The organism is Mycobacterium sp. NGS11, assembly GCF_059813315.1.
The window spans coordinates 76,747-88,212 of sequence record NZ_JCALEJ010000021.1; the positions used below are offsets into that span (position 1 = coordinate 76,747).

Sequence of the window (11,466 nt, forward strand, 5' to 3'; positions counted from 1 at the left end):
CGCGGCCGGGTCATGCCCCCGAGACGCCGGATGCCGCACGGCCGGCGGCGTTTTCGCCCACCGGCGCATAACCGGTGCCGCGTGCGGGGCGCGTCCACAACTGCCCATCCTGTGCGGTGACACCCGCGGCGATCAGCGTGCGCTTGAGGATCTTGTTCGTCGCGGTCGCCGGCAGCTGATCGTTGATGCGCACATAGCGCGGCCACGCCTTCGGCGACAGGTCGGCCTGGGCGGCAAGGAATCTCTCGAAATCGTCCGGGCTCAGGCTCGCCCCGGGCCGCAGCACCAGGGCGGCCATCACCTGGTCGCCCACCCGGTCGTCGGGAACCGCGTACACGGCGACCTGGCTGATTGCGGGCAGCCGCGCCAGAATTCGCTCGATCGGGCCGGCCGCCAGGTTCTCCCCGTCCACCCGCATCCAGTCGGCGGTCCGTCCGGCGAGATAGATCCAGCCGTCCGCGTCGCGGTAGGCCAGGTCACCCGACCAGTACATCCCGTGCCGCATCCGCTCGGCCGTGGCGCCCGGGTCGTTGTAGTAGCCGGCGAACGGCCCCGCACCCTGGGTGTTCACCAGCTCACCGACGGCCTCGCCGAAGTTGGTCAACGCCCCATGCTCGTCGAACCGTGCGACCTCGCACTCCCGCAGCGTGGTCGAGTCGTAGATGCTCACCCCCGGATAGGGCTTGCCGATCGAGCCGGCCGGGGTGCCGTCTTCGCGCACCACGATGACCGCGAATTCGCTGGAACCGAAGCTGTCCACGACCCGGCACCCGAAACGCCTTGCGAACTCTGCGATATCGCGATCGGTGGCCTCGTTGCCGAACGCCACCCGCAACGTGTTGTCGGCGTCGTCGGGGCGTTCGGGCGTGGACAGGATCAATGCCAGCGGCTTGCCGACGTAGTTGAGGTATGTGACCCGGTATCGCCGGACGTCGTCGAGGAAACGGGACGGCGAAAACCGCGCCGGCACCATGGTGGCCCCGCAGCCGATGGCGACCGCCCACCCGGCGGCGACGCCATTGGAATGGAAGAGCGGCATCGACAGGTAGCAGACGTCATCGGCGGTGACTTCGTATTGATAAATGAGGCTGGCACCGCACATGATCGCCATGCCATGGGCGAACCGGACCACCTTCGGGTCACCGCTGGTGCCCGAGGTGAAGATCATCATCAGGGTGTCGGCGGATTCCACCTCCCGGACCGGGACCAGCGGTGGCGCCGCGGCGACGGCTGCGGCGTAGCGACGGCCGGTCACATCGAGCACCTGAATGCCGTTGAGGTCCAACCCATCCAGCAGCTCGGCATGCTCGGGGTCGACGAGCAGCATCTGGCAGTCGGAGCGCCGGATATCGGACGACAATCCGGCGCCGCGCCTCGTGGTGTTGATCCCGCACAACACGTAGCCGCCCAGCGCGGCCGCCGCCATGGCCCGCAACATCGCCGGCGAGTTCCCCAGCAGCGCACCGACATGCACGGGTCGTCCCGGGTCCGCGAGGGAGATGAGCGCCGCGGCCTCCGCCTCTGCCTCTGCGAGATGCTCGCGCCAGGTCCACGTCCGCTCGCCGTGAATCAGCGCCGGGGTGTCGGCGTGGCGACGTTGCCGCAGCAGCTGTTGAACCGTCTGAATCATCTTGTCGTGAACACCAGCCCCGCGTAGTCGTTGCGGGCCACCTCGTCGCAGTGGCGCCGGTAGGTGCCGAAGCCGCCTATGTAGGGCATGAAGACCCGCTTCTTGCCCTCGATGTTGGCGCCCAGGTACCAGGAGGATGCCGCCCTGGGGAACAGCGTGCGCTCGGCCGCCTGGGCCACATGCTGGGTCCAGGCGAGCGCCGCATCGTGGCGTGGCTCGACCTCGCTCACCCCCCGCCGTCGCGCGGTCCGCACCAGCTGGGTGACCCAGTCGACCTGAACCTCCGCGTGCAGCACCATGTTCGCCAGCACCGACGGGCTGCCCGGCCCGCTGATGGTGAACAGGTTCGGCAGCCCCGGCACCATCAGGCCGAGGAAGGTCACCGGGCCGTCCGCCCAGGTATCGCGGAGTCGTTGTCCTCCTGGACCTTTCGGGTCAATTCGGGTCAACGCCCCGGTCATGGCGTCGAACCCGGTCGCGAAGACGAGCACGTCGCAGGGATATGTCGTTTCGGCGGTTCGTACGCCGTCCGCGGTGATCGCTTCGATGGGCTCGCGGCGCAGGTTGACCAGCCGGACGTTGTCGCGGTTGAACGTGGCGTAGTAGCCGTCGTCGGTACATATCCGTTTGGTTCCGATCGGGTGATCGACCGGAATGAGATCCGTTGCGACGACGGGATCGGCGACGATCTCCCGGATCCGCTCCTCAGCGAACGCCCTGGCGACGTCGTTGGCCGACAGGTCGCTGGTCTGGTCGGGGAAGGTCTTGGCGAACAGGACACCGCCTTCACGCCAACGCTTCCACAGCGCTTCGGACCGCTCGTGAGCGTCGGTGTCGAGGGCATTCTTGTGATAGGTGCCGTGCGGTGTGCCGGCGGCCGCGTACGCGGAGGTCCGGCGGCGCTCGGGGTACTGCTCCTGGATCTGGCGCTGTTCCTCGACCGACCATGGCCGGTTGGGCATCGGGATGGTGTAATTGGCGGATCGCTGGAATACCACCAGGTGATCGGCCTTGGCGGCGATGATCGGCGCCACCTGGATGCCGGACGATCCGGTGCCGATCAGGCCCACTCGCTTGCCGCGCAGCTCGGGATCTTCGCGGGGCCAGTCCGCCGTGAAATACACCTCACCCGAGAAGTCTTGGGCGCCGGGAATGTTGGGCCGGTTCACCGCCGACAGGCACCCGGTTGCGCACAGCAGGAATTGCGCGGCGAACGCCTCACCGGTCGCGGTGTCGACATGCCAGCGACCCCGCTCGAACGTGGCGCCGACGGCGTCGACGCCGAACCGATAGTGGCGCCGCAGATCGAAGCGGTCGGCGACGTGCCGCAGGTAGGCCAGGATCTCCGGCTGGGCGGCGAAGCGTTCGGTCCACTGCCAGCTCTGTTGCAGTCCTTCGTCGAAAGAGTAGGAGTAGTCGACACTTTCGACGTCGCAACGCGCGCCCGGGTAGCGGTTCCAGTACCAGGTGCCGCCCACGTCGGGCGCGGCCTCGATCGCGGTCACCGAAAGGCCCGCCGAGGCGGCCCGGTGCACGGCGTAGAGGCCCGCGAACCCGGCGCCGATGACGATGACGTCACTGACTTCGGTCACGACGCCGCGCTCCGATCCGCCGGATGCAGCAGCTCGCGCAGGTCGGCCCAGACCAGCTGCTGGGCCGATGCCGCGGGTGCAAACGCCTGGATCGTCATGAAGCCGTGGAACAACCCGGGAAAGTCCCGGTGCACGACGGGCACTCCCGCGTGGCGCAACCGGTGCGCGTAGTCGCAGCCCTCGCTGTGCAGGGGATCCAACCCGGCCGTCACGATCACCGCCGGCGCCAGGCCCGCATGGGTGTCCGCGCGGGCCGGGGCCACCAAATAGGGCGGATCGAAAACCGTTCGCGTGCCCAGGTATTGGTGCCAGTACCATTGCATCGCTGCGCGGGTATTGAAGTACCCGGTGGCGTAGCGGTGATAACTGTCGGTGTCGAACGTCGGATCGATCGCCGGGTAGATCAGCAGCTGCGCCGCGGGTGGTGTGACCCCGCGGTCGCGGCAGAGTAGGGCGGTGACCGCGGCCAGGTTGCCGCCGGCGCTATCGCCGGCAACCATGGTGCGTGCCGGGTCGATGCCCAAATCGGCGGCGTGGTCGACCGCCCAGCGGAACGCCGCGAACGCGTCGAGCGCCGCCGCCGGGGCGGGATGCTCGGGGGCCAGGCGGTAGTCCACGGACACCACGACGGCTTGGGCGCCCCGGGCCAGGGCCCGGCAGAATCCGTCGTGGGAGTCGATGTCGCAGAAGACGAATCCGCCCCCGTGGTAGAACACGATCGCGGCTCGGTCCGCCGACGGCGCACCGTGGGGCTCGTAGATGCGTACCGGCACCGCCCCGTCGGGGCCTGAAACCATGCGGTCGGTGGCGCTGCGGACGTCGTCGAGATTGTTGACCGGCATGCGTCGCTCGGCCACCGCGGCGCGCGCCTGCGGGCCGGTCATGTTCTCGACGCGCGGGAACCCGGCGTTCAACTGGTCGAGCATCGCCTGCGCCGCGCCGTCGAGCGGGTCGTCCATGTGCACCTCCGACCTCGTCGCCAAGGTCATGCGGGCCGATACTTCAGGAGGGTGATGCCCTCTTCAGGCAGATCGTAGAACACCGGCTCCACCCGCATCCCGATCCGGATGTCGCCAGGGTCGACGTCCACCAGTTCGGTGCTGAATTTCGGTCCGGCATCCCACTGCACCACCGCGAGTAGCTGCGGCAGCGCGTCGGCCCACGGCGGGCCGGTGGGCCGGTGGGCGATCGTGAACGTGTACAGCGTTGCGGCACCGTCGATTTCGCGCCATTCCAAGTCGTCGGCCAGTGTGCCCGGTGTCAGCGTGCGCGGATAGAACACGTAGCGCTGTGACGACGGCGAGTACTGCACCAGGATCCGGTGCTGCGCCAGGCCGTCCCAGAACGGCTGGGAGACGGGCGTGGGCTCCGGGACGGGATAGCTCATGCCTAGTCCCCCCGCATGAGCAGTGCGACCTGTTCGCTCATGATGCCGCCGTTGCCGGTCACGAACGCCGTGTGGCAGTCGGGCACCTGCGCGTCCCCCGCCCGGCCCATGATCTGGCGGGCGCCGTCGGCCACGTGGTGCATGCCGCCGGCCATGCCGGCCTGGCCGAAGGACAGCTGGCCCCCGGCGGTGTTGAGGGGGAAGTCGCCGCGGTAGGTCAGGTCGTGCTCGCAGACCCACGACATGCCTTCGCCTTTCGTGCAGAATCCGGCGTCCTCGAGGCTCATCAGCACCGTGATGGTGTAGCAGTCATAGATCGACGCGACGTCGACATCGGAACGGTCCAGCCCGGCCATCGCGAACGCCCGGTCGGCGGCGCGCGCGATCGGGGTGGACAGCAGGTCCTCGGCGTAGGTCGGCGTCTTGAAGGCGATGTGTTCGCCGAAGCCCTTGATCCACACCGGGCGGTTGCGGCCGCGGCGGGCGATATCGGCGTTGGCGATCAGCACTCCCACTCCCCCGTGCACGCGCATCACCGTCTCCAGCAGGTGGATCGGGTCGGCGATCATCGGGCTGTCCAGCACGTCGTTCACCGTGATCGGGGTGCCGTGAAACACCGCGCCGGGATGCGCGCACGCGTTCGTCCGTTGGTCGACGGCGATCTTGGCGACCGCGGCCGGGTCGTACCCGAATTCCGCCGCATAGCGCTGAGCGATCTGCGCGTAGGGCGCATTCTGGCCCACGTTGCCGTAGGGGATCTCGAACTCGGCCTGCGGGGAGCCGTAGTTGTTCGACGACGCCCCATACCAATTCGGGTCGGGTTTGGGTCGGCGCTCGGACTGGGGCACCGACGCCGATCCCGGTACGACGGCGAGCGCGGCTTCGCAGATGCCGAGTTCGACAGCCGCCGCCGCACGCCAGATCATTCCGGCGGCGGTGGCTCCGCCGAGGTCGACCCGCTCACCGAAATCCAATGCCAGACCCAGGTATTCGCACAGGGTGGCCGGCGCGAACATGGCCGACTCGGCGACGCCGTGGGTCAGCAGACCGTTGACGCGGCGGGGCTCGACCCCGGCGTCCTCGATGACCATCTTCGCGAGCACCGCGTACTGGTCGAGGGTGAACAGCGGAGCGCGGGTGGGACGGCGCTGCGCGGGCAACTCCGCGATGCCGACGATTGCCGCCTCGCCGCGCAGCCCGGTCACCGCGAGGCTCCCCGCATCGGCAGCTCGACGGTCGCCGTCCCCGGCATCAGGATCGTGTCCCCGCGGCGGCCGGCGATGACGAGGTCGACCAGCCCGGTTCCCGTGTCGGTCAGCCGTTTACCGGTGACCTCGCCGCCGAAGCTGAGCGACTCACCGGGATACGCGACCGCCCGGTTCTGCACCGAGAACGACACCAGCCGCCCGCGCCCGCCCATCCAGTCGCTGAGTGCGCGGGCCAGCAACGCCGCCTGCAGCGGGCCGTGAACCAGGACGTTGTCGTAGCCTTCGGTGTCGCGCGCCCACTCTTTGTCGTAGTGAATCCGGTGGCCGTTGTAGGTGGCCGCGGAGAAAAAGAACATCTGGGTTTCGTCGACGGTGACGGTCAGCGTCGGAGTGTGCTCGCCGACGACGACGTCGTCGTAGAAAACCTGTTTTTCGGCCAATGGAATTCCTAGGGTCGCGCGATCATCGACGTCGACGCTTCGGCCAGCAGGTCGCGATGCTGGTTGTGGTACACCGTGTGCCAGGTGACGAGCACGAATGCGCCGGAGCGGCCCCGCTTTTCGACGATCGAGGAGATGGTTCGGACCATCTCGATATCGTCGCGGTGATACGCGGGCAGGTGGAACGTGAAGCTCTCCCCGCCGGCCATCCGCTTGGGGGCGCGCGGAAACGCCAAACTGCCGGAGACCGCGCCGGACGACCCATCGGGACGCAGCGAACCCAGCGGCGATACGCCGAGGATCGCGTACTGCAGGAACAGCGGGGGGCAGATGATGTCGCGATATCCATTGGCCCTGGCGTAATCCGGGTCGAAATACAGCGGGTTGTGATCGCCGACCGCCGCCGCCCAGCGTTGCCAATCGCGCCGGTTCACCTCGCCGGTTGCCGACGCGGCGACGGTGCCGACGCGCGACGCCGATTCCGCGTCGATCAGACTGTCCTCGCTCAACGGCGCTCCCCTTCGTCTGTCTCGTGGTGCAGGCTCTGTTCGAGCCAGCCGGCGGCGATGTCGGCTCCGCCGCCGAAAGTCGAGGCGAACCTTGCCCGCTCGCTCCACAGGTGCAGGTCGGTCTCGGTGACGTACCCCATGCCCCCGTGCAGCTGATGGGCATCCAAGGTGATCAGCCGCGCCGCGGTGGCGGCGTGCATGCGCGCGACAGCCGTCTGCCTGCTGGCGACGCGGCCGCGTCCCAGCCAGAACACCGCCGCGTGCGCGGCCAATCGCGCGGCCGACACGGCGATGTGCATGTTGGCGATCAGATGCTGGGCGGCCTGGAACGACGCGATGGGCCGGCCGAATTGATGACGCAGCTTGGTGTAGTCGACGGTGCGGTCCAGCACCGCCTGGCCGACCCCGACCAGATCCAGCGATCCCAGCGCCACCGCGGTGTTCGCCAGCCGGCGCAGCGCCGGTGTGGTGACCTCGATCGCCACGTCGGCGGCGACGCCGTCGAAGCGCAGCGTGAAGGCGCGGAGGCCACCGGCCATGTCGAGCGGTTCCACGCCGGCACCGCGGATGTCCACGACGAAGGCCAGGGTGCGCCCGCCCGCCGCGGCCGACACCACGACAAGATCGGCGACGTCGGCATCGAGGACGTAGTCCGCGGTTCCGTCGAGCCGCCAGCCGTGTGCGGCCCGATCGGCGCGCAGCGCGGGGGCGACGAGCGCGGCGTCGCGCGCGTTCCAGAGCGCGGTGGTGGCCCGTGCGCTTCCGGACGCGAGCGACGGCAGCCAGCGGGCCTTGTCGTCCGGCGAGCCGAGCTGGTCGATGGCCAGCGCGGCCACAACGCTGCTGTGCACGGTCGTCGGGCACAGCGCGCGGCCGCCCTCGGTGTAGAAGACGGCGAGGTCGTCGAGGGAGCCGCCGGCCCCGCCGTACTCCTCGTCGACGGCCAGGCCGAAGACGCCCGCATCGGCCAGCGCCTTCCACAATGCCGGCGTGCGGCGGTCCGCCCCGGGTTCGTCGAGTGCGCGCACCAGCTCGATGGGGTTCTCGGCGGCAAGCACTGCGCGCAAGGCGGCGGCGAACTCGCGCTGTTCGGCGGTGGGGACCGTCTTCATCCGCGGCGTTCTGAATCAGCGCCCATAGGAGGGCATTCCGTGCCCGCGCTGGGCGATGATGTCGCGCAGCACCTCGTTGGTACCGCCGCCGAAGCGCATCAGCGGGGCGGCCCGGTAGAGCCGCTCGAATTTGCCCGCCAGCGGGGCCTGTTCGCCGCGGTGCGTCAGCAGGCCGTCGGGGCCGAGGAGGTCGAGCGCCAGGTCGGCGATGCGCTGGCGCAGCTCGCTGGTGAACACTTTTTCGACGCTGACCTCGACGGTGGGTATCACGCCCGAATCCAGGATCGACGCCGCCTCGTAGCCCATCAGAACGGCCACCGCGACGTCGGCCTCCGCCTGCGCCAGCCGCCGGCGAAGCGACGGATCGTCGGCGGGCACGGTCCCGTCGCGCCGCGGGCGGCGCGCCAACTCGTGCAATTCCTCGACGGCGCGCCGGAGGTCTCCGGCGTTGGTCAGCGCCCCGCGTTCGAGATCGAGCGCGCCGGTGATGTAGGTCCAGCCGCGGTTGACCTCGCCGACCAGGTTGGTGGCTGGCACCCGCACGTCATGGAATCGCACCTCGTTGGTGCGATAGCCCGACCATGCGTACAGCGGACGGATTTCGACGCCCGGGCTGTCGATCGGCACGATGATGACCGAGATGCCGCGATGCCGGGCGCCACTGGGATCGGTACGCACACAGAGCCATTCGTGCGTGGCGCGCTGGGCGCCGCTGTTCCAGATCTTGGTGCCGTTGATCACCCATTCTTCGCCGTCCCGGGTGGCGCTGGTCCGCAGGCTGGCCAGGTCGGTGCCCGCATCCGGCTCGGAATAGCCGACCGCGCATATCATTTCGCCCCGCGCAATCAGGGGCAGCCAGTCGGTCTTGTTGCGCTCGGTGCCGTGCCGCATGATCATCGGCGCCACGGATGTCACCGTCAGGTCGGGACCGGGCACGCCCCAATACTCGAATTCGCTCATCAACAGATGCAGGTACGTGGCGCCGAGGCCCAGCCCGCCGTACTCGCGCGGCCAGTTCAGTCCGAACCAGCCCTTGGCCCCGATCTTGCGCCGAAACCGGGCCACCTCGCCGTCGGGGAATTCCAAGTCGTGCTCGGCGAGCTCGGCGCGCAACTCCGGGGTGACGTTGACTGCGAGAAATTCACGAACCTCGGTGAGCCAGGCGCGTTGCCCACTGTCGAGTTCGAAATCCATTCCGGCGCCTGTGCCTTTCCCCATGCTTTCACCGAGCGTCGTCAGCGTAACGCCACGGCGAGATGGTGCCGGCAATTTCGGGCCGCGTCATGCTCGAGCGCCGTTCGGACTGTAAACACGCTGTCAAACTCCCGTTAATACGCGTCGACCCTCTCGCGGTCATCCGGACCGGCTGCGAAGATTGACGGATCGGCCGGTCGACGGGGACCAGGCATCCTGCCGAGCCCCAGGAGAAGTCATGCCCACTGTTGAGATGCGTCTCCGCGAAGACCTGCGCAATTACGCCGTCGAATTGCGGCAGCTGGCGTACACGCTGCCGCTGGGCGTGGGCGAGCACGACCTGCTGCAACTGTCCGACCGGATGCGTGCCGCGGCCGAACAGATGGTCCGCAAGGGCGCCTGACCGGGCCTCAGCCGCCCCGCAGGCGGATCTTGAAGCGCACGAAGCCCAGGTAGACGGCGCTGATGACGAATAGCATCCCGACGTCGAACCACCACGTCGCCGCGGTGTGCTTCCAGTGCGAGTCCTTCGGGGTGAGCGGCCCGGGCACCAGCTTGGTCAGGTCGGCGGTCGAGGCCGACGCCGCGAATCCCCACCGCGCCGGGGTAGCCCAGGACATCTGGTCGAGCCCGACGCGCGCGGTGACCGGAATCATTCCACCGGAGAACACCAGCTGCGACATGACGGCGACCACCAGCAGCGGCATGATCTGCTCGTTGGACTTGGCGACGGCCGACAGCGCCAGCCCCAGCATGGCCGACGCCACGCACGTCAGCGCGACGTCGGCGAACAGCTCCAGAGCCGGCTTGCCCAGCGCCCCGGCGCCCTGGGTCGGGGCGCCCTTGCCGAGCACCGCGATGACGCTCACGATCGCCGACTGCACGATCGCGAACACCGTGTACACGCAGACCTTGGCCAACAGGTAGGCCGACGTAGACAATCCGACCGCCTGTTCCCGCAGGAAGATCGCGCGCTCACCGATGAGGTCGCGGATGGTCAGGGCGGTCCCCATGAACACCGCGCCGACGTTGAGCAGCACCAGGATCTGCCCGGGCTCGTTGGGCGCGGCGCCGAGCGGGTTCGGAATCCCGAAGCCGACATCGCCGGGCACCGACATGGACAACGACCCCATGATGAACGGCAGCAGCGCGAGGAACAGGAAGTAGCCGCGGTCCGAGATGATCAGCCGCATCTGGCGTCTGGCGATCGTGGAGAACTGCCGGACCAGGCTGGTGTGCGCGGGATCGCCCAGCTCGGCCGGTTTCTCGGCGGGCGGCGGAGCGGGCGGCGGGCCCGTTCGGGCCAGGTAGCGCGCCCGGGACCCGTCGGGATCGCTAGCGACGGTGCTGAAGATGTCGGCCCAGTTGGTGGTGCCCATTGCGGGACCGATCTGGCCGGGCGGCCCACAGAACGCCGTCTTGCCGCCGGGGGCAAGCAGTAGCACCTGGTCGCAGACGTCCAGGTAGGTCAGCGAGTGGGTGACCACCAGCACCACCCGGCCGGCGTCGGCCAGCTGCCGCAACATGGTCATCACCTGGCGGTCCAGCGCCGGATCCAGGCCTGAGGTCGGCTCGTCGAGGATCAGCAGCGACGGCCCGGTGAGCAGCTCGAGCGCCACCGACGCGCGCTTGCGCTGGCCGCCGGACAGCTTGTCCACCCGGGTGTGCAGGTGCTGGGTCATCTCGAGTTCTTCGAGCACCCGCGCCACCACCTGGGCGCGGTCATCTTTCGTGGTGTCCGGCGGCAGCCTCAGCTCGGCGGCGTACATCAGCGCCTGCTGCACGGTCAGCTGTCCGTGCACCACGTCGTCCTGCGGCACCATCCCGATCCTGCTGCGCAACGAGGCGTACTCGGCATGGATGTTGTGGCCCTCGAACGACACGGTCCCCGTCGTCGGGTGCGTGTACCCGGCGACCAAACGGGCGAAGGTCGACTTGCCCGCGCCGGACGGCCCGATGACGGCCGTCAGCGTGCCGGGCAGGGCGGTCAGCGAGATGTTGTCGAGCAGCGTTTTGTTGTTCTCGATCGTCCAGGTCACCCCCCGCACATCGAGGCCGCCGCTGCGCGTCGCGGTCGCGGTCTGGTCGCGGCGAGCCAGGTTGCCGCCGTGGAAGACCAGGTCGATGTTGCCGATGGTGACCACGTCGCCGTCGTGCAGCACGGCCGAATCGACCCGGACGCCGTTGACGAAGGTGCCGTTGATGCTGCGGTTGTCGTGGATCTCGGTGCCGGTGGGCGTCGGAATCAGGGTCGCGTGGTGCCGCGATGCGAGCACTTCGGGGATGACGATGTCGTTGTCGTTGGCGCGCCCGATCTTGATCGCGCCTGGCGCATCCGGGCCGGCCTTGCCCGGCCGCAGAATCTTCATCATCGACGTCGCGATGACCGACGCG

11 protein-coding genes are annotated in these 11,466 nt (G+C 68.9%); 1 reads left to right on the plus strand and 10 read right to left on the minus strand.

The window, feature by feature from the left end:
- Nucleotides 1-10: 10 nt before the first annotated feature.
- From fadD1 to AC5Y4T_RS20160, 9 genes are read right to left on the minus strand one after another with little or no spacing between them, the layout of a single operon-like run.
- Nucleotides 11-1,630 carry a fatty-acid--CoA ligase FadD1 gene (fadD1, locus tag AC5Y4T_RS20120; protein WP_499955047.1) on the minus strand — a complete coding sequence of 540 codons (1,620 nt, stop codon included), beginning with the start codon at nucleotides 1,628-1,630 and terminating at the stop codon, nucleotides 11-13.
- Nucleotides 1,627-3,222: a flavin-containing monooxygenase gene (locus tag AC5Y4T_RS20125; RefSeq protein WP_499955049.1), complete on the minus strand. Its 1,596-nt coding sequence runs from the start codon at nucleotides 3,220-3,222 to the stop codon at nucleotides 1,627-1,629. The genes fadD1 and AC5Y4T_RS20125 overlap by 4 nt, the downstream gene beginning before the upstream one ends.
- Nucleotides 3,219-4,211 (minus strand): alpha/beta hydrolase, encoded by a 993-nt coding sequence (locus AC5Y4T_RS20130; RefSeq protein ID WP_499955051.1) that lies wholly within the window; start codon nucleotides 4,209-4,211, stop codon nucleotides 3,219-3,221. Before AC5Y4T_RS20130 ends, AC5Y4T_RS20125 begins: the two co-directional genes overlap by 4 nt.
- Nucleotides 4,208-4,609 (minus strand): Zn-ribbon domain-containing OB-fold protein, encoded by a 402-nt coding sequence (locus AC5Y4T_RS20135; protein WP_499955053.1) that lies wholly within the window; start codon nucleotides 4,607-4,609, stop codon nucleotides 4,208-4,210. The genes AC5Y4T_RS20130 and AC5Y4T_RS20135 overlap by 4 nt, the downstream gene beginning before the upstream one ends.
- A 2-nt stretch (nucleotides 4,610-4,611) precedes the next feature.
- Nucleotides 4,612-5,814, minus strand: a complete 1,203-nt coding sequence (locus AC5Y4T_RS20140) for a thiolase family protein (protein ID WP_499955055.1) — start codon at nucleotides 5,812-5,814, stop codon at nucleotides 4,612-4,614.
- Entirely contained in the window at nucleotides 5,811-6,257 is a 447-nt protein-coding gene (locus tag AC5Y4T_RS20145; protein ID WP_499955057.1) for a MaoC/PaaZ C-terminal domain-containing protein, read from the minus strand. The genes AC5Y4T_RS20140 and AC5Y4T_RS20145 overlap by 4 nt, the downstream gene beginning before the upstream one ends.
- 8 nt (nucleotides 6,258-6,265) lie before the next feature.
- Nucleotides 6,266-6,766 carry a MaoC family dehydratase gene (locus AC5Y4T_RS20150; RefSeq protein ID WP_499921024.1) on the minus strand — a complete coding sequence of 167 codons (501 nt, stop codon included), beginning with the start codon at nucleotides 6,764-6,766 and terminating at the stop codon, nucleotides 6,266-6,268.
- Nucleotides 6,763-7,878 (minus strand): acyl-CoA dehydrogenase family protein, encoded by a 1,116-nt coding sequence (locus AC5Y4T_RS20155; protein WP_499955060.1) that lies wholly within the window; start codon nucleotides 7,876-7,878, stop codon nucleotides 6,763-6,765. The genes AC5Y4T_RS20150 and AC5Y4T_RS20155 overlap by 4 nt, the downstream gene beginning before the upstream one ends.
- Nucleotides 7,879-7,893: 15 nt before the next feature.
- Nucleotides 7,894-9,072 (minus strand): acyl-CoA dehydrogenase family protein, encoded by a 1,179-nt coding sequence (locus AC5Y4T_RS20160; protein WP_499955062.1) that lies wholly within the window; start codon nucleotides 9,070-9,072, stop codon nucleotides 7,894-7,896.
- 238 nt (nucleotides 9,073-9,310) lie between these two features.
- Here AC5Y4T_RS20160 and AC5Y4T_RS20165 point away from each other — a divergent pair, with 238 nt between their 5' ends.
- A complete protein-coding gene (locus AC5Y4T_RS20165; RefSeq protein WP_499949360.1) occupies nucleotides 9,311-9,475 on the plus strand; it encodes a hypothetical protein in 165 nt (54 codons plus the stop codon).
- A 7-nt stretch (nucleotides 9,476-9,482) separates the two neighbouring features.
- Here the strand turns inward: AC5Y4T_RS20165 and AC5Y4T_RS20170 are convergent.
- Nucleotides 9,483-11,466 (minus strand): ATP-binding cassette domain-containing protein (locus AC5Y4T_RS20170; protein WP_499955064.1); only part of this gene is annotated, 1,984 nt, incomplete at its 5' end.